The sequence below is a fragment of the Tsukamurella pulmonis genome (assembly GCF_900103175.1).
GTDB classification, from domain to species: domain Bacteria; phylum Actinomycetota; class Actinomycetes; order Mycobacteriales; family Mycobacteriaceae; genus Tsukamurella; species Tsukamurella pulmonis.
The window spans coordinates 1-18,238 of record NZ_FNLF01000001.1; the positions used below are offsets into that span (position 1 = coordinate 1).

General features: G+C 72.9%; 13 protein-coding genes and 3 pseudogenes. 9 read left to right on the forward strand and 7 right to left on the reverse strand.

Annotated features, from left to right (window positions below; translation table 11 throughout):
- A pseudogene (locus BLQ62_RS23110) lies at positions 1 to 341 on the forward strand (NAD-dependent dehydratase); the annotation flags it as partial.
- Between the two features lie 22 nt (positions 342 to 363).
- Here BLQ62_RS23110 and BLQ62_RS00005 read toward each other — a convergent pair.
- Positions 364 to 917, reverse strand: a pseudogene (locus BLQ62_RS00005) (dTDP-4-dehydrorhamnose 3,5-epimerase family protein).
- Positions 918 to 931: 14 nt separating this feature from the next.
- Between BLQ62_RS00005 and BLQ62_RS00010 the strand changes: the two are divergent.
- The 3 genes and pseudogenes from BLQ62_RS00010 (at position 932) to BLQ62_RS00020 (ending at position 4,471) form a co-directional block, all read left to right on the forward strand.
- Positions 932 to 2,032 carry a class I SAM-dependent methyltransferase gene (locus BLQ62_RS00010; RefSeq protein ID WP_083350774.1) on the forward strand — a complete coding sequence of 367 codons (1,101 nt, stop codon included), beginning with the start codon at positions 932 to 934 and terminating at the stop codon, positions 2,030 to 2,032.
- Positions 2,029 to 3,369: pseudogene (locus BLQ62_RS00015) on the forward strand (glutamate-1-semialdehyde 2,1-aminomutase). The gene BLQ62_RS00010 and the pseudogene BLQ62_RS00015 overlap by 4 nt, the downstream one beginning before the upstream one ends.
- Positions 3,370 to 3,640: 271 nt before the next feature.
- Positions 3,641 to 4,471, forward strand: coding sequence for a glycosyltransferase family 4 protein (locus tag BLQ62_RS00020; RefSeq protein ID WP_244499915.1), 831 nt, complete (start codon positions 3,641 to 3,643; stop codon positions 4,469 to 4,471).
- Here the strand turns inward: BLQ62_RS00020 and BLQ62_RS00025 are convergent.
- Positions 4,458 to 5,657, reverse strand: a complete 1,200-nt coding sequence (locus tag BLQ62_RS00025; RefSeq protein ID WP_068531885.1) for a glycoside hydrolase family 5 protein — start codon at positions 5,655 to 5,657, stop codon at positions 4,458 to 4,460. The genes BLQ62_RS00020 and BLQ62_RS00025 overlap by 14 nt on opposite strands.
- Before the next feature lie 98 nt (positions 5,658 to 5,755).
- Between BLQ62_RS00025 and BLQ62_RS00030 the strand changes: the two genes are divergently transcribed.
- Positions 5,756 to 6,487 (forward strand): WecB/TagA/CpsF family glycosyltransferase, encoded by a 732-nt coding sequence (locus BLQ62_RS00030; protein ID WP_133298589.1) that lies wholly within the window; start codon positions 5,756 to 5,758, stop codon positions 6,485 to 6,487.
- Between the two features lie 31 nt (positions 6,488 to 6,518).
- On the opposite strand, the gene BLQ62_RS00035 is transcribed toward BLQ62_RS00030, so the two are convergent.
- The 3 genes from BLQ62_RS00035 to BLQ62_RS00045 form a co-directional block, all read right to left on the reverse strand.
- A complete protein-coding gene (locus BLQ62_RS00035) occupies positions 6,519 to 7,568 on the reverse strand; it encodes a glycosyltransferase family 4 protein (protein ID WP_068564751.1) in 1,050 nt (349 codons plus the stop codon).
- A complete protein-coding gene (locus tag BLQ62_RS00040) occupies positions 7,565 to 9,589 on the reverse strand; it encodes a glycosyltransferase (protein WP_068564749.1) in 2,025 nt (674 codons plus the stop codon). The genes BLQ62_RS00035 and BLQ62_RS00040 overlap by 4 nt, the downstream gene beginning before the upstream one ends.
- Before the next feature lie 142 nt (positions 9,590 to 9,731).
- Complete coding sequence (locus BLQ62_RS00045; protein WP_231857555.1) at positions 9,732 to 10,670, reverse strand: glycosyltransferase family 4 protein; 939 nt, start codon at positions 10,668 to 10,670, stop codon at positions 9,732 to 9,734.
- Between the two features lie 32 nt (positions 10,671 to 10,702).
- Here BLQ62_RS00045 and BLQ62_RS00050 point away from each other — a divergent pair, with 32 nt between their 5' ends.
- From BLQ62_RS00050 to BLQ62_RS00060, 3 genes are all read left to right on the forward strand, one after another.
- Positions 10,703 to 12,334, forward strand: coding sequence for a flippase (locus BLQ62_RS00050; RefSeq protein WP_231857554.1), 1,632 nt, complete (start codon positions 10,703 to 10,705; stop codon positions 12,332 to 12,334).
- A 98-nt stretch (positions 12,335 to 12,432) separates the two neighbouring features.
- Positions 12,433 to 13,563, forward strand: coding sequence for a hypothetical protein (locus tag BLQ62_RS00055; RefSeq protein WP_068564747.1), 1,131 nt, complete (start codon positions 12,433 to 12,435; stop codon positions 13,561 to 13,563).
- Positions 13,560 to 14,939 carry an O-antigen ligase family protein gene (locus BLQ62_RS00060; protein ID WP_068564745.1) on the forward strand — a complete coding sequence of 460 codons (1,380 nt, stop codon included), beginning with the start codon at positions 13,560 to 13,562 and terminating at the stop codon, positions 14,937 to 14,939. Before BLQ62_RS00055 ends, BLQ62_RS00060 begins: the two co-directional genes overlap by 4 nt.
- A 51-nt stretch (positions 14,940 to 14,990) precedes the next feature.
- Here BLQ62_RS00060 and BLQ62_RS00065 read toward each other — a convergent pair whose 3' ends face one another.
- Both BLQ62_RS00065 and BLQ62_RS00070 read right to left on the reverse strand, forming a co-directional pair.
- Positions 14,991 to 15,971: an NAD(P)H-dependent flavin oxidoreductase gene (locus BLQ62_RS00065; protein WP_068564744.1), complete on the reverse strand. Its 981-nt coding sequence runs from the start codon at positions 15,969 to 15,971 to the stop codon at positions 14,991 to 14,993.
- A gap of 172 nt (positions 15,972 to 16,143) precedes the next feature.
- Positions 16,144 to 17,055 (reverse strand): metal-dependent hydrolase, encoded by a 912-nt coding sequence (locus BLQ62_RS00070; RefSeq protein ID WP_068564742.1) that lies wholly within the window; start codon positions 17,053 to 17,055, stop codon positions 16,144 to 16,146.
- A 256-nt stretch (positions 17,056 to 17,311) separates the two neighbouring features.
- On the opposite strand from BLQ62_RS00070, the gene BLQ62_RS00075 reads away from it, so the two are divergent.
- Positions 17,312 to 18,232 carry an NAD-dependent epimerase/dehydratase family protein gene (locus BLQ62_RS00075; RefSeq protein WP_068531873.1) on the forward strand — a complete coding sequence of 307 codons (921 nt, stop codon included), beginning with the start codon at positions 17,312 to 17,314 and terminating at the stop codon, positions 18,230 to 18,232.
- Positions 18,233 to 18,238 lie beyond the last annotated feature (6 nt).

An 18,238-nucleotide genomic window follows, 5' to 3' on the forward strand; every position in this document is an offset into this window, starting at 1 on the left:
CGCGCCCAAGGAGACCGTCTCCGCCCGCGCGTACAACGTCGGCACCGAGCGCAACAACGTCACCGTCGCCGAGATCGCGCAGGCCGTGGTCGACGTGGTGCCCGACGCCGGCGTGCGGATCACGGGCGAGGCCGGCAACGACCCCCGCTCCTACCGGGTCGACTTCTCCCGCGCGGCGCGACGAACTCGGCTTCGAGGCGCAGTGGACCGTGCCGGACGGCGCGGCCGAGCTGCACAAGGCCTACACCGAGTACGGGCTCACCGAGCACTCCTTCCACCAGGACTTCACCCGGCTCGCGGTGCTCAAGGACCTGCAGGGCAGGACGTCATCGACGCGGCGATGCGGCGGCGATGACGGACCGCTCAGCCCAGGCGGCCGCGCAGCTGCGCCCAGGTGCCCGCCGCCCGGTCGCGCGCCGAGACGATCGACGCGGCCAGCGGCCACTGCAGGGCCAGCTCGGGATCCGCGTGATGCACCGCCAGATCCTCGCTCGGATCGTGCGGACGGTCGATCCGGTAGCAGACGTCCGCCACGTCGGTCAGCGCCTGGAAGCCGTGCAGGAAGCCCGGCGGCACGTACAGGGTGTGGAAGGTCTCGTCGTCGAGTCGGAAGGCCCTGCTGCGGCCGAACGTCGGCGAGTACGGTCGCGCGTCGACCAGCACGTCGTGCACCGCACCGTGCGCGCAGCGCACCAGCTTGGCCTCGCCGCGACCCGATCGGCCGTGCATCCCGCGGATCACGCCGCGCACCGAGCGGGACTGGGAATCCTGCACGAAACGCGCTGCCGCGCCGCGCTCTCCGAGGTACTCGTCGAAGACGTCCGCGTCGAAGGTGCGGGTGAACAGGCCCCGGTCGTCCGCGTGCGGGTGGGGACCAGCAGCAGGACGTCGGCCAGGTCGGTCTGCTCGATGCGCATGGGGACATGCTGCCATGAGACACGCGCGCACGTGCCGCGCCTGCGGCTCCGTCAAACTCACCCGGGTGCTCGACCTGGGCCGCGTCCCCGCGGCGGATCACTTCCCGCCCGCCGGTACCCCGGTGGACCCGGGCGAATCCGCCCATCCCCTCGCGATGGACCTGTGCGCGGCGTGCGGCCTCGCGCAGCTCGCCGACGACGACACCGTCACGACGAGCCCCGCGGCGTGGAGCCGCGGCCCTGCGCGAGCAGGCGCGGACGCGGTGGCCCGGGTCGCCGACGCCGGCCTGCTCCGCGGCACGACGGTGCGCGAGTTCGGCAGCCCGCACGGCGGCACCTGGTTGCCGCTGCTCGCCGACCGCGGCTTCCACGAGGCCGACGGTCCCGCCGACGTGGTCCTCGACAGCTTCGGCATCATGCACGAGCCCGACCAGCGGGCCGCCTTCGCCGCGCGCGCCGCGGCCGTCGCACCCGGCGGCGTGCTCCTGCTGCAGTACCAGCCGCTCGGCGGCATCGTCGACCACCTGCAGTGGACCGCCCTACGGCACGGCCACTTCGGCTACTACACGCTGACCGCCCTGGTGCGACTGCTCGCCGCCGCGGGGCTGGAGCCGGTGCGCGCCTTCGAGTTCGACCTCTACGGGGGCACCGTGCTGCTCGCGGTGCGGCACACGGGCGCGGCCGACGTCGTCCCCGGCGCCGGCACGGCGGACCCCGTCGTCCGCCGGATCCTCGCCGAGGAGGCGGATTCCGGCCTCGGCACCCCCGCCGGCCTGCGCACCCTCAGTGCGGCGCCCGCCGACCAGGCGCGCGCGCTCCGGGCGTGGGCGCAGGAGCACGCGGCGGCCGGCCGCACCGTCGGGGCCTACGGCGCCGCCTCGCGGGCCGTCGCCCTGTTCGCGCTGGCCGGACTGGACGCGGCCCTCGTGTCCTGCGTGGCCGACGCCTCCCCGTCGAAGCAGGGCCGTCGCATGCCCGGCACCGACATCCCGATCGTGCCGCCCGAGCACCTCGCCGCGCTCGACGGGCCCGTCCTGCTGACCCTGCCCGACCTGCACGACGAGGTGCTGGAGGCCTGGCCGGCCCTCCGCGGAAGACTGGTGACCGAGCTATGACCGAACCCGACTTCACCCGCTCGCGCGAACTGCAGGACGCCTGCACCACCTGGTGCCCGGCGGCGCGCACACCTACCCGCGGCGCCGACCAGTACCCCGAGTTCATGCCGCCGGTGCTGACCCGCGGCCGCGGCGCGCGCGTCTGGGACGCCGACGGCAACGAGTACGTGGAGTACGGGATGGGCCTGCGCGCCGTGACCCTGGGCCACGCGTACCCGCCCGTGGTGGACGCCGTGCGCGCCTGCCTCGACGACGGGCTCAACTTCAGCCGGCCCACGACGACGGAGCTCGACGCCGCCGAGGACTTCCTCGCGATGGTGCCCACCGCCGACATGGTCAAGTTCGGCAAGAACGGCTCCGACGCCACCACCGCGGCGCTGCGGCTCGCGCGCGCCGCCACCGGCCGCGATCTGGTGGCGATCTGCGATCAACCCTTCTTCTCCGTGGACGACTGGTTCATCGGATCCACCGAGATGGCGGGCGGGATCCCCACCGCGATCACCGATCTCACGGTCCGGTTCGGCTACAACGACGCCGACTCCCTGCGCGCCCGGTTCGCCGAGCACCCCGGCCGCATCGCCGCGGTGTTCCTCGAGGCCACCGCGCTCGCCGAGCCCGAGCCCGGCTTCCTGGAAACCGTTCGGGCCCTGTGCGACGAGCACGGCGCCGTGCTCGTGTTCGACGAGATGATCACCGGGTTCCGCTGGTCGCCGCACGGCGCGCAGTCCGTCTTCGGCGTGACGCCCGATCTCTCGTGCTGGGGCAAGGCCATGGGCAACGGCTTCCCGATCTCGGCGCTCGCCGGCAAGCGCGCGCTCATGGAACTCGGCGGCCTGAACACCGACGCCGACCGGGTCTTCCTGCTGTCCACGACCCACGGCCCGGAGACGGTCGCTCACCGCCTTCCGCGCCGTCGCCCGGTCCTACCGCGAGGGCGATCCCGTGGGCGCGATGGAGCGCGCCGGGCGGCGCCTGGCCGACGGGGTGAACGCGGCCGCCGCGGCGGCGGGCGTCGGCGACGCGGTGCGGGCCATCGGGCGGCCGTCGTGCCTCGTCTTCACCACCCGCGACGCCGACGGCGCGCCGTCGCAGGCGTACCGGACGCTGTTCCTGCAGGAGCTGCTGCGGCGCGGTGTGCTCGGCCAGTCCTTCGTGATCTCCGCGGCCCACACGGACGCCGACGTCGACCACACCGTCGACGCGGTCGCGGCGGCGCTCGTGCCGTACCGGAAGGCCCTGGAGGCGGGCACCGTCGAGGGCTGCTCGAGGGCCGGCCCGTGGCGCCCGCACTGCGCCGGACCGCGGCGCCGCGGCGGTTGACCGGAGGCCCGTCGTGACCGCGCCGACCCGGGTGCTCGTGGTGGGCCCCGCGGCGCCCGGCCCGGCGAGCCGCGGCGGGATCGCGACCGTCGTCGGGCACATGGCGGCGCAGCCCGATCCCGCGATCGCGGTGCGGCTCCTGACCACCTACGTCGACGGCACCGTCGGGCAGCGGCTGCGCACCGGCCTCGGCGGCATGGCGCGCGGCGTGCTGGCCGTGCTGCGCGGCGAGGCGGACGTGGTGCACGTGCACCTCTCGCACGGCGGCAGCGTGGTCCGCAGGCCCCCGTGCTCTGGGCGGCGCGCCTGCGCCGCGTGCCGGCCGTGGTGCACGGGCACAGCTACGACTTCGGCGGGTGGGTCACCGGGCTCCCCGCTCCCGCACGGCCGCTCGTGCGTGCGGCCCTGCCCGCGGACCGCTGGCTGGTCCTCGGGACCGGGCTCGCCACCGAGTACGCGGCCGCGATGGGACTGCCCCGCGGCGACGTGGAGGTGCTCTACAACCCCGTGCCCGCCGTTCCCGCCCGGGCCGCCGCCGCGCCGCCCGACGGGGTGGTCCGCGTCGTCGCGCTCGGCCGGCTCGGCGAGCGCAAGGGCAGCTACGACCTCGTCGCGGCGGTGGCGGCCCTGCCACCGGAGATCCGGGCGCGCCTGCACCTCACGCTGGCCGGCGACGGCGAGGTGGACGAGGTCCGCGCCGCGGTCGCCGCGGCCGGCGTCGGGGACGCGGTGACGGTGCGCGGCTGGGTCGACGCGGCCGGGCGCGACGAGCTGCTCGCGGCCGCGCAGGTCTTCGCCCTGCCCAGCTACGACGAGGGTCTGCCGATGGCGCTGCTGGAGGCGATGGCCGCGGGCCTGGCGCCGTTGACCACACCCGTGGGCGCGATCCCGGACGCGGTGACCGACGGCGCGGACGCCCTCCTCGTCCCGCCGGGCGACGTCCCCGCGCTGAGCGCCGCGCTCGCGCGGCTGGTGACCGATCCCGCACTGCGCGCTGCGATCTCGGCCGGGGCCCGCACCCGTGCCGACGACTTCGCGATCGAGCCGTGGCACGCGCGGCTGGCGGCGCTCTGGATCGAGCTGGCGGCAGAGGGCGGGCCCGCGGCTACTCGCGGGTGAGGTGCTCGGGCTTCTCGATGACGGCGGCCTGGGACTGGAGGCGGGACAGGCCCGGCGCGGGGAACCACGCGTCGGGGCCCGGAGCGTCGTAGGCCCAGAGCGGACCGTGGAAGGCCGAGGACGTCCCGAAGTACGTGACGGCGAGGCCGTACGTGTTGGCGAGCGCGTACCACCGATCGCCGAGCCGGTTCCACTGCTCGGCGCTGGCCGCGCTCTGGCCGGGGCCGTACCAGCCCACCTCGCCGACCGAACACTCCACGGCGCTGCGGGCGCACCACTCGCCGAACGTGCGCAGCCGGCCGAGGAAACCCGTCTCGTAGCCGCGGTCCGACCAGGGCCGTCCCGCGTCCCGGACGTAGTTCCTGTCCAGCTTGGCCGGGTCGAAGACCTCGCCCTCGCCGCTCTTGCTGACCGGATACATGTGCTGCGAGTACACGATGCGGCCCAGTGGGTCGTCGACCCAGCCGCCGCGCGGGTCCGTGTAGGCGAAGTCGGAGAACCGCGAACAGCACAGGGACTCCACCCAGAGAACCTTGCGGTCGCCGACCTCGCGCAGCGCCGTGACCACCTCCTGCACGTGCCGCTGGTAGACCGCGTACGGGGGCTTGTCCGCGGACTGCAGGTCCCCGCGGGTGGGGTGGCTGAACCGGGTCGGCTCGTTGAACAGGTCGTAGGCGACGACGGCCGGCTCGTCGCGGAAGCCGGCGGACAGCATGCGCCAGACCCGGTTCGTCTGCTCGACGGTGAGCCCGGCGCCGCAGACCCGCGGTGCCGCGGTCGAGCGCGGCGCGCGCCACTCGCACCCGTTGTGCAGGCCGAGCACGACCCGCATGCCGGCCGCCTCGATCTTGCCGACCTCCGCCCGGATCGCGTTCCAGTACGCCGGATGGAAAGCGTCGTCGCCCGCGTCGAGTCCGGGTTGCAGGAAGGTCCAGTCCACGGGGAGGCGGATCAGCCGGTGACCGCGCTCCCGCAACCGGGCGTACGTGATCGCGGGTTCCCCGGTCCCGGTGACGGTGGGGTGGTCGTAGATCGTGACGGCCTGCGTGAGCATGGTCGCGACGTTGATCCCGCGCATCCAGGTCGTGGCCGGCTCAGCCACCCGCGGCCGCGGTATCGCGAGCGTGGCGAGGACGAGCGCTGCGACGATCACCACGATCAGGGCTCCGCGGCGGATCGTGGTCATGTGCTCACCCCCGCAGCGGTTCTCGACGGTGCGCGGGGCACCGGGCTCGACACCGGCAAGCCTACTGCATTCGCAAACGGGACCGGTACCCTGAACCCGTGCACGACGTACACATGCTCGGGGTCCGGTTCGACGATCTGCCCTTCGACGAGGCCGTCTCGCGGCTGCGGGAGGCGGCGCGCGGCGACCGGACGCGCACCGTCGTCTTCCCCAATGCGGCGACGCTCAACCTCGCCGCGCAGTCGCGCGACTACCGCGACGTCCTGAACTCCTCGTCGTTCGTCTTCGGGGACGGCACCGGTGTGCGGTGGGCCGCGCGGATGCGCGGCGTGCGGCTGCGCGCGAACCTCAACGGCACCGACGTGATCCCCGCGCTGCTGGCGGCGGCGCCCGGCCTGCGGGTGTACCTGCTGGGTGGGACCGAGGAGGTGAACGCGGCCGCGGCCGCGGCGGCCGCGCAGCGCTTCCCGGTCGAGATCGTGGGCCGCCACCACGGCTTCTTCGACCTCGACGACTGCCCCGAGATCCTGGCGGCGATCACCGCGGCCGCACCGGACGTGCTGCTCGTCGGCTTCGGCAATCCCCTGCAGGAGCAGTGGATCGCGCGCCACCGCGCCGCGCTGGCCGTGCCGCTGATCGCGGGAGTGGGCGGGCTCTTCGGGTTCTGGGCCGGCACCCGGACCCGCGCGCCCGGCCTGGCGCGGCGCCTGGGAGTGGAGTGGGTCGACATCCTGCTGCGCGAGCCGCACAAGGCCCGGCGCTACCTCCTCGGCAATCCCGCGTTCCTCGCGCGCGCCGCCCGGACCAGGGCCGCCGACCTGCGGAGCTGACCGGGTCCGATCCCCGTCACCCGCGCGGTGCTCAGCGCCGCGCGGGGCGGGCGCGCCGTGCGGGCCGGACGCTCCGCGCGAGGACCTCGGCGAGCGGCCGCACGGAGACCGGCGCGGCGTACGCGTGCAGGTAGTGCTCCCGCGCCGCGCGTCCCCGCCGCTCCGCCTCCGCGGGGTCGGCCAGGGCGTCGAACGCCCGGGCCAGGCCGGCCACGTCCTCCACGCCGATCGCGTCCTCCCCCGGGGGCTGGAACTCCGGGAGGGCGCCCTCGGTGGAGACGATCGGCGTCACCCCGAGCTGCATCGCGAGCACCTGCACCCCGCTCTGCGTGGCGAGCCGGTAGTGCGCCACCGAGCCCTTCGCGCGGGCCATCGGCGCCAGCACGTCGTCGTACGAGTACCGCCCTCGCTCCCAGCGCACCGACGGGGGCAGATCCTGCGGCAGGTCACCGTCGCCGATGAGGACCAGTTCGTCGCCGCGCCACCCCGGCCCGGCGACGTGACGCTCCCACGCGGCGAGGGTCACGCCGAGGTTCTTGTACTCCGACAGTCGCCCGACCGCCACGAAGTCCCGGCGGCCGGCGGCGGCCACGAACGGCGGCACGCGGGCCTCGTCGAGATCACTGGTCAGCGGCGCGACCGCGGCCGCGCCGACCCGCGCGCCGACGTGATCGCTGAACGCGACGGTCGCGGCCGCCGAACGGTTCCACCGGCCGAACAGCGCCCGCTCCCAGGCGGGGAAGACCTCGTCGGCACCGTGCGGTCGATCGTCGTGCACGAGGTTCACCCGGGGGGCGCCGCCCGCGAGCAGCATCCAGCGCGGGTCGCGCACCAGCTCGGTGACCACCACGTCGGGGGCGAAGGCCCGCACCGCCCGCAGCCCGGCCGCGAAACCCGGCCAGGTGGAGGCCGTGCGCGGGCGGGCGTCGAGCACCCGCTCGTAGGCGCGCGCCCCGTCGGACTCCGGGTGCTGATCGGTGGTCACCAGGAGCACCTCCCAGCCGGCCTCGATCAGCTGCTCGCAGTACACCCGGGCCAGGGGCCGCATCCACGGCGAGAGCCAGAGAACGCGTCCCGTCATCGCAGGACCCCGGCGAACGCCGCCTCGTAGGCGTCGGCCATGGCCTCGACGGAGTAGTTGGACCGCATCCGCTCGAATCCCCTGTCGCCCAGGGCCGCCCATTCCTGCGGGTGGGCGAGCATGTCGGTCATCGCCGCGCGCCAGCCGTCGACGGTGACCTCCTCGACGAGGCGCCCGGCCTCGCCGTGGGCGAGGATCTCCGGGATCGCGCCGACGGCCGAGGCGACCACCGGCACGCGGCGGGCCATGGCCTCGAGGATCACCAGCGGGAAGGCCTCGTCGCGGCTGGGCACGCACAGCAGATCCGCCTCGGCGAGGGCCGCCTCGGGGCCGGGCGTCCATCCGCGCCAGTGCACGCGATCGCGCACGGAGTCCGGGGTCATGGCCTCGAGCCGCGCGCGGTCGGGACCGTCGCCGTAGATGGAGAGCTCCCAGTCCTGATCGGGAACGCCCGCCAGGGCGGCGGCCAGTAGGTGCGGGTTCTTGAACTCGACGGCGCGGGCGAGCACGACCAGGCGGCGCGGGCGGCCGAGCGGGGGCCGCGGCGGGACCTCGCCGCGGGCGGCGGCGCGGTCGATGCCGTTGGGCGCGGTGAAGACCGGTGCGTTCAGGTCCTGGAACTGCGGGCCCACGTCCCAGTGCCCGTCCGCGAGGCCGACGAAACCGTCGGCGCGGCGCATCGCGCGGGCCAGGGGCGCCGAGAAGGTCGGCTCCTGCGCGTCGAACCAGGAGTGGGAGGCGACCAGCCAGCGCCGGTCACGGCGGCCGGCGCGCCACAGCGTCGCGAATCCGGTCTCGGTGTTCGTGGTCGCGCTGATGAGGATCTGCGGGCCCGTGACGGGATCGAGCACGGGCGCGAACCAGGGCTGCCGGACGACGCGCACCGAGTGCGGGACGTCGGCGACGAGCGGGCCGAAGCGTTGCATGCACGCGATGGTCACCGGGTAGCCGCGCCGGTCGAGCTCGGCGGCGAGGAGCACGTGCTGCCGCTCGGCGCCGCCGTAGACCAGCCGGTTCGTCGTGATCACGATCGCGGGTCGATCGGTGGCGCGCGCCGCGCGGGCGTGCGCGCGGCGGGTGGAGCGCTGCACGCGGTCGAGGACCGAGGTGCCGGCCAGGTACAGATCGGCGGTGCGGGCCCCGCCGTCGTGCTCGAGGTTGAGTGCGATGTTGGCGCGGAGCAGGTCGCCGGAGCGCCGGCTCGCGCGCGCGTCGTCGGCGACGGTGCCGCCGCTCGTGTGCGTGATCCCCTCGTCGTCAGTGAGGACCAGCCGCCAGCCCGCGCCGCGGGCCCGCTGCTGCCAGTCCGTCTCCTCGCCGTAGAGGAAGAACTCCTCGTCGAACGGGCCCAGCGCGTCCCAGGCGTCGCGCTGGATCGCCAGGCACGCGCCGGTCAGGTAGCCGTCGACCTCGGCCGGGGCCTGCGCGTACAGGTCGGAGAGCGGCGTGGCGCGCAGGCGCGGGGCGTACCCGGCGTACGAGACCAGTGCGCGGATCGGGCCCCGACGGCGGTGCGCGACGTCCCACTCGCGGTCGGCGGCGTCCCGATGTGCAGGATCATGAATTCTCGGCGCGGCTGCGGCGACGCCCGGAGACCGCAGCGCGGCACGGGTCGCAGCCAGATCGCCGCGCAGCACCGCGTCCGGGTTGAGCAACAGCAGATCGGCGTCGGGTGCGAGTGCGGCGAGCCGGTTGACCGCGGCGGCGAAGCCGACGTTCGTCCCGTCGCCGTGCCATGCGACATCGGGAAAATCTGCCCGCAACTCGGCCATCCCGGGCCAGTCCGCACCGGAGTTGTCCCAGATCAACGTACGTGTACGAGAAAGGTGCTCGGCGACGGAGTCCAGACAGGCCCGCAGGTCGTCCGGATTCTTGTAGGCCACGACGAGCACCGCGAGCGGGCGGTGCCCCGGCGTCGCCGGCGGCGGGGCGGACCGGAGTCCGCCGGGGAGATAGGCGCGGTCGAGCTCGCTCGGCACGAACTTCTCCTCACAGGTCGCCGGGTCCTTCAGCTTCGACATACTATACGGAAGGACAGCGTGGCATGATTCGGCATTGCACAGTCGGATCGCCGGCGCCGGCGCGAGGGAGAGGACGGCGGTGGACGAGTCAGCACGCCGCGGGCGGCCTCTCCGGGAACCCGGTCGCGTCACCGGGTCCGCGTCACATCGCGGTCAGCATGTCGGCCAGGTGCGCGGCCATGACCTCCGTCGTGAACCGCTCGCGCGCCCGTGCCGCTGCGGCGCGGCCCATCGCGATCCGCGCGGCGTCGTCGGCGAGCAGCTCGGAGATCGCCGCGGCCATCGCGTCGGGGTCCTCCGGCGGCACCAGCAGTCCCGTCACGCCGTGCTCCACGTAGTCGGAGACGCCGGGATTGTCCGTCACCACGACCGGGCGCCCGCTGGCCATCGCCTCCAGCACCACCGTGAGACCGGAGCCGGTGACTGTACGATGAAGTGCAATCGCAATCAGGCCCGCCCGGGCGTAGAGGTCGCGGATCCGTCCGTCCAAACGCTCGGTGTGCACCGTCACCAAGCCTTCGGGAGCGTCGAAATGCAATCCGGAGGCCAGTTCGAGATGTGCTCGGGGCCGCGTCGCGCGAACCCGCTGCATCGCACGGATCAGGGTGGCGTGGTCGCGGAAGCGGTCCTCGCCGGCGCTCACGACGAGATCCGTGTCTTCCGGAACCGGTTGCTCGACATAGAAATCGGTATCGATACCCAGGGGGATGAACTGCATACGGGAAGCGGCCAGCCCCCACTCCCGCTGGAGCACCGGCAGTACGGCCGAGCACTGCGCCCACACCGCCGCGGCCCGCGGCAGTGCGCGCGCCGCCAGCTCGCCGTGCACCCGGCCGGCGCCGGCGCGAGTGGTCAACCAGCCGACGCCCGCGGCGACCGGCGTCCTCCCCGTCAGCAGCGCCGGGACCCCCGTGCGCTCGTCGTAGGCGAGGATCGCGTCGCCGCCGCGCGCACCGGCTCCGAGCGTCCGTTCGACGAACTCGTAGCCGCCGGTGCGGTGCCGCACCGATCGGGCGAGCCGCTGCTCGACGCGCCCGCGGAGCCCCTCGCCGGGCCGCGCGGAGGCGAACTCGACGCGCATCCCATGATTCTCGAGCCGATGGAGGCCGTACGGTGACCGATCGGGAACTTCACCCGCCGCATGGCGGCGCGCCCACGCCGGAGCCGTCAATCCCCCAGCAAGAGGCACCGTCACCCGCACCGAATCATCCCTTCGATCCGACGGCCACCCCGCCCTCGGGAACGCACGCCCCCGCACCGTCTGGGGATGAGGGTATCGAGTCGCACAACGACACGGAGCGGGGGCGGGCGACACCCGGCCGTATCGCCAAGGCGTTCGGCCTGCAGCTCGTCGCCCGCGTCGTCGGCCTCGTCGCCTCGCTCGCCACGATGGCGATCACCACGACCCACCTCGGGCTCGTCTCCTACGGGCACCTGACCTCGGCGATCGTCTTCATCGGCCTGTGGACGAGCCTCACGGAACTGGGCATCGGCGCGGTCGTGGTCCGGCGCGTCACGTCCGGCACCGGCGATCTGCAGCACCTGATCCGGCTGAACGTCGGGCTGTCGCTGGCCTACTGCGTTCCCCTCGCCGCCGCGGCGATCGGGACGGGCTGGCTGATCTACCGCGACACCGCGGAGGTCCCGATGATGATCGCGATCATCGCCGGCGGCCTCGCGCTGACCACGTTGGCCTCGTGCTTCCAGCCGCTGTTCATGACCGACGTGCGGTTCGGCGCGGTCGCGGTCTCCGACGTCGGCGGACGCGCACTCTCGCTGATCGGCACCATCGTGCTGGTCCGGATCGACGCCGATCTGGTGTGGTTCGCGGCGGTGCAGCTGATCCCGCCGCTGGTGATGCTGCTCATCCAGGGCTTCGTCGCGCATCGGGCCGTGGGCATCCGCCCGGTGTTCTCGGCCCGGCAGAGCTGGGAGCTGATCCGCGAGAGCCTGCCCCAGACCGGCGTGCTCATCGTGGCGGCCCTGTACTGGCGCGCCGACGCCTTCCTGCTCAGCGTGCTCAGCACGCCGGCGCAGACCGGTGCCTACGGCCTGGCCTATCAGATCACCTCGAACGCCACGGTGATCTCCGCCGTCTTCCTGGCCTCGTCGCTGTCGACCATGACCAACCTGTTCGCCACCGACAGAGCCCGCTTCGCGCAGTTCGTCCAGCGCAGCGCGGAGGTCCTGATCTTCGTCGGCGCGCCGATCGCGGTGGTCGGCCTGGTCCTCTCGCCCAGCCTGATCGGGCTGCTCGCGACGCAGGAGTTCGTCGTGGCGGGCGGCCGGACGCTCGCGCTGCTCTTCATCGCGCTCGCCGTCACCTTCGTCACGGCGGTCCTGAGCCAGGCGCTCTTCGCGGCCCACGACCAGGTGTTCCTGCTGCGCCTGAACGTGGTGAACCTCACCGGCAACATCGTGCTGAACGTCGCCCTGATCCCGTTCTTCGGCGCGATCGGCGCGGCGAGCGCGCTCATCGTCAGCGAGGTCATCGGGATGGTCGTCGCCGGCTGGCGCCTGCGCTCGCGCGCGCCCTTCCAGGCGCCGTGGGGATACCTGCTCCGCCTGGCGGTGCCGCTCGCGGTCGCCACGAGCGTGGCGATCGTCCTGCGCCACCAGTTCGTCCTGATCCCGCTCACAGCTTCGGCAGTGGCATACCTGCTCACCAGCGCACTCGTCGGGCCGATCCGCCTGCGGACGCTGATGGGACTGGCGAAGCCCAGCTCCGGAGCCGACGAAGTGTGAGCAAGGCCGCAGGTGTGAGGTGCACTTGCGTGAATCGACGTAGTACAGTCAATGCCCGTATATATGCGATTGCAACAGCACTGAGGGAGACCCTGCCAATGAACGTCGCCGGCTTCCTGCGCTGGGCACTCACCAAACCCGCGATCATCCTCCTGGTGATCGTCGCCGGCATCGCCGGCGGCGCCATCGGGTGGAAGTCGACCACCTCGCACTTCGAGAGCAGTGCGGCAGTCCTGGTGATTCCCCCCGGAGCCGGCAGCGTCAACGCCAAGGACAACCCCTTCACCAGCCTCGACTACGGCGCGGCCCAGATCGCCCAGGTGCTCACCGTGGTGGCCCAGTCCCCGCGCGGTGCCGCCGCGCTCGAGGGGGCCGGTGCCTCCCCCGACGTGACGATGATCGCCGCCGTCGGCGACGGCAACCCCAAGCAGATCTCCCCGCTCATCACCTTCACGGTGTCCGCGCCGACGGCCGAGCAGTCGAAGGCCGGCGCCGACGCGCTGATCGCGTTCTGGCGCGCCGAGTTCAAGAAGATGCAGGTGGACGCCGGTGTCGTCGGCAACACCTTCGCCGACCTGCGGGTGCCCGTGACCCCGACCACCGGCATGGAGGTCGGCGGCAATCCGATGCGCGCGGCTCTGGGCCTCGCGATGGGCGCCGCCCTGGCGACGCTGGTCCTGTGCCTCATCGCCGCCGCCGGGTGGGAGACGTACCGCCGGAACAAGGGCGCAGCCGGGTCCGTGAGCTCGCCGGCCGCCGACGGCCCCGCGACACCGGCTTCCACCCCCGTCGACGCGGCGTCCGCACAGCCCGGGATCGCCGCGACGATGCCCGCCGCCGCGTCCGGTGCCGCGGCCACGTCGGGCGTCGCGGTCTCGCCCGGCGCCCCGGTCGGCGCACTCGGCGCAGACGCCGCCGCGGCACCGTCCCGCGTCGTGCCCGCGGCGATCCCGATCCGCCCGCCCGGCGACGCCGCGCGCCGCGCGATGACCCGCTGGCGCGACCGCGTCGAGGAGGTCTCCGAGGACGGCGAGATCCCGCTCCCCGAGCTGGACGAGACCAGCGACGCGAGCCCCGCCACCGCCACCGCCACCGCCGATGCCACCGACGATGCCCAGGACGCGTCGCCCGCGGCGACCACCGGCACGCCGGCGACGCCGGCCGCTGCAGAGGCCGAGGACGAGGACGACGACGAGCTCGAGGTCCGACAGGTTCAGAGCGCGCGATGACGCTCGTCTCCGACCGCGGCGCGCCGTCGGCGACGCTGACGCGGCCGGCGCGGACGCGTGGTGAGCACACGTTCGACAGGCCGCCGGACCTCGCCTTCGCGCTGTTCATCGGCACCGCCTGCTTCTTCCTCCTCGGGATGCAGCAGACCTTCACCGTGCCGGGGACGTTCGGGCTGAGCGTGGCTCAGACGCTCTTCGCCGGCGCCGGGATCACCTGGGTGTGCCTGAACGTCACCGGCTTCTCCGGTCCGATCCGCGAGCGGATCACCCTCATCACCGTCCTGGCGTACGTGACCACCTCGTTCCTCTCGTTCGGCGCCAGCATGATGCGGGGTGTTCCTCACGTCGCCCAGGTCGCGCTCGACCGCTACATCCTCGGGGACCTGTACCTGCTCGGCACGGTGCTGTTCCTGCTCACGGTGCTCCGGTCCGTCGGCGGCCTGCGGATCGTGCTCAGCGGGCTGGTCCTCGGCGCGACGCTGTCGGCGTGGTTCGGCCTGGTCAAGGTCGGTACCGGCATCGACCTCGCGGCGTACTTCACGCTCCCGGGCCTCAACTTCCGCGACTACCAGATCGTCACGAACCTCATGCGCGAGGGCGTGGCCCGACCGCAGGGCGCCGCCGGCCATCCCCTCGAACTCAGCGCGGTGCTGACGGTCATGACACCACTCGCACTCGCACTCGCACTCGACGCCCGCGCGCGCCGGAGCGCCACCTTCTGGCTCTGGACGGGCTGCGCAGCGATCCTCGTCGGCGGCGCGCTCGTCACGCTGTCCCGGTCCGCCGTCGTGGGCTCGGCGGCGGCGCTCGCCGTGATGTGCTGGCGCTGGCCGATCACGCGCGTGGCCGCCGGACTCGTGGCGGGCGGGGCGGCGATCGGACTGGGCCTGCTGTTCCAGCTCAAGTTCATCTCGTCGATGTTCACGGTGTTCGCCGGCGCTCTCGGCGACGACTCCATCCACTCCCGCCAGCGCGGCCTCACCTACGCGCAGGAGCACTTCTGGGAGCACCCGTGGCTCGGGCAGGGCGTCGGTGCGTACCCGGCCCTCAAACAGCCGGTGCTCGACAACCAGTACATCTCCCGCCTCATGGAGGCCGGCTTCATCGGCTTCGCGACGTTCGTCGCCGCGCTGGTCGTCGGCCTGCTCCTGGCCCTGATCGCGTCGGCGGCCAAGGATCGGTCCATCGCCGAACTCGGCAGCGGCATCGCGGGCTCCATCGCCGCGATGATCGTCATCTCGCTGATCCTCGACACCGCCGGCTTCATTCAGATCTGGTACTTGACCTGGCTCTTCGTCGCGCTCGCGGGCGTCGTCTACAGCCTGCGAAGGGACTCCGAGCGGGCGCCGGACACCGCGCCGGCACCCGCCCGGTAGCGAGGCGCACACCCGGCCCGACGGCCGCGCACCGTCGGGCGACGGGGTCGGTCAGTCGCGGACCAGGCCCGGCAACCGGCGGGTCATGATCTCCTCGGCGTCGGCGACCACCTTGTCGACGACGGCCGCCACGGTGTCGACCTCCTGGATGAGGCCCTGGGTCTGCCCGGCCCACCACATCCCGTCGTCCATGCGGCCCTCGCCGAGCACGTTCGCGCGGCCGCGGGCGCCGGAGGCGAGCTCGGCGACGTCGTCGAAGGTCGCGCCGGGGCGCTCCCCGATCTCGACGATCTGCTCCGAGACCTCGTTGCGCACGACGCGGGCCGTGTTGTGGAAGTTCCGGAAGACGAGCACGGTGTCGCGCTCGGAGTTCGCGACGATCTGGTTCTTGACGTTCTCGTGGATCGGCGCCTCGGCCGTCGCCATGAAGCGGGTGCCCATGTTCACGGCGTCGGCTCCCAGGGCGAGCGCGGCGGCGAGGCCGCTGCCGGTGGCGAGGCCGCCGGAGGCAATGACGGGGATGCTCAGCTCGCGGACCGCGGCGGGGATCAGGATCAGGCCGGGCACGTCGTCCTCGCCGGGGTGGCCGGCGCACTCGAAGCCGTCGATGCTGATCACGTCGACGCCCTTGCGCTCGGCGGAGAGCGCGTGCCGCACGCTGGTGGCCTTGTGGATCACCTTGACGCCGGCCGCCTGGAAGTCGGGCAGGTGCGGCGCGGGGCTCGACCCGGCGGTTTCGACGATCTTGATCCCGGACTCGACGATGACGGCCCGGTACTCGTCGTAGGGGACCGGGTTGATCGTCGGCAGGATCGTCAGGTTCACGCCGAAGGGCTTGTCCGTGAGGTCCTGCGTGCGCTTGATCTCCGCGGCCAGCGCCTCGGGGCTCGGCTGGGTGAGCGCGGTGAGGAAGCCGAGTGCGCCGGCGTTGGCGACGGCGGAGATGAGCGGGGCGGTGCCCAGGCCCGTCATACCGCCGCACACCACCGGGTGGTCGATGCCGAACATCTCCGTGATGCGGGTACTGATCATGCTGCCTGGGGATCCTCTCGTGACGACCGGTGAACCTTCACAGTCTGGACGACGCGCGCGTCACGCGCCATGGGCGCGTCGAACCGCCGTGCTCCCGCCCCGTCGTGCCCGGGCACACCGCGGTTCGACGGTGCCGGCCGCCCGGCCGCCCGGCCGGCGGGGCGGTGCCCGGTCAGGACTCGGCGCTGCGCGCCGCCGGCGAGGTGGCGAGGTAGGCGACGGCCTGCGCGGTCGATCCGATCGAGGCCGGGTCGAAGTTCGGCTTGAAGTAGAGCAGCGTGTACTTGATGACGCTGCGGATCTTCGGCAGCAGGTTCTTGTGCGAGGCCCTGAGGTACTCCCACCACAGCCGCGGGTAGGAGTAGCCGAAGTTCGGGTCCTTGCGCAGCATGTAGCCCGACGAGCGGTGCAGGGTCAGGCCGAGGAAGAAGACGATGGTGAGCATCGCCCGCACCCGGTGCAGGTAGCTGGGGTCGAAGTAGTTCGCCACGTCGTGCGCGACGGACCGGTGCTCGACCTCCTCGGCGCCGTGCCAGCGACAGATGTCGGCCATCACGGGGTTCACGTCGTACTGGTCCCAGGCGTTGTTGAGCGCGAAGACGCCGAGGATCGCGGTGTAGTGCTCGATGCCGGCGATGAGCCACAGGCGCTGCACCATGTCGTTGTACTGCGCGCGGTCCGAGCGGTAGCGGCGCGGGGCGAGGATCTTGCGGAAGGTGAACTCCATCTGCCGCGCGAGCGGGGCGGTGTCGATGCCGCAGCGCTCCAGGTACTCCGACAGCGCCCGGTCGTGCGACTCGGCGTGCATGGCCTCCTGGCCGATGAACCCGCGCATCGTGCGGGCGAGGTCCTCGTCCTTCACGTACGGCAGCGCCTCGGTGTAGACCTCGCAGAACCACCGCTCCCCCTCGGGGAGGATGACGTGCAGGATCGAGCTGACGATGTCGCTCGCCACCGGCTCGCCCGGGATCCATTCGAGCGGGACGTTCTCCCAGTCGAATTCGACGTTGCGGGCGTGGATCTCCACGCCCACCGGCTCGGTGGCGGCCTGCGTCGTCGACGCCTTGCCGTGAAGGGACACCATGCTCGACTCCAGCCCTGTCGGAACGATTCGTACATTGATGTAGGAACTGCATCCGAAGTCTGCTGCGGCCTCGGTGATATGTCAAGGATCGATTTCTATCACCCGCGGGAAGCGGGTCGCGGCCCACCGCCGCCCGCCGCTCCAGGTCGAGACTCCGCCGCGCGCCCAGCGGACCGTCGACCGTGTTGACACCGCTTACATACCGGCCTAACCTCGGCGTGTAAGCACTGCATACATCGACGGGACGAGGGACATCATGCAGACCGTACTGGGCGCGAACGGGCAGATCGGCGAGGAGTTGGCGCGGTACCTGCACGACCACGTCACCCAGGACATCCGGCTGGTCGGGCGCACGCCCGCCCGGGTCAACGCGACGGACGAACCGGTCGCTGCCGACCTGCTGGACGCCGCCGCGACCGAGAAGGCCGTCGCGGGCAGCGACATCGTCTACCTGACGGTCGGCCTCCCGATGGACTCGGCGCTATGGGAGGCGCGCTTCCCACAGATGATGGAGAACACCATCGCCGCGGTCCGTGAACACGGCGCCAAGCTGGTCTTCTTCGACAACACCTACATGTACCCGCAGACGGCCGTCCCGCAGGTGGAGGGGAGGACACCGTTCGAGCCGCGCGGCCGCAAGGCGGCGGTCCGCGCGCGGATCACGACCCGGCTACAGCAGGAGATGGACGCCGGGCGGATCGAGGCCGTGATCGTGCGGGCCCCCGAGTTCTACGGCCCCGGCAAGACGCAGGGCCTGACCAACACCACCGTCTTCGACCGGATCAAGGCCGGCAAGCGCCCCCTGGTCCCCGTGAGCGCGGACACCCGGCGCAGCCTGATCTGGACGCCCGACGCGAGCCGCGCCATGGGCCTGATCGGCAACACCCCCGACGCCTACGGGCGGACCTGGCACCTGCCGATCGACCAGGATCGCCGCACCTACCGCGAGCTGATCGCGATCGCCGCCGAGGTCACGGGCCGGACGATCCCGTTCAGCACGATCCCGCTCCCGGTCTTCACGGCGGCGGGCCTGATCAACGCCAAGGCCCGCGAGGCCTCGGAGCTGCTGCCGCGCTACGGCGTCGACAACATCTTCGACACCACCGCGTTCGCGAACCGGTTCCCCGACTTCATCCCGACCTCCTACCGCGCCGGGATCACGCAGCTGCTGTCCTGAGCGGAC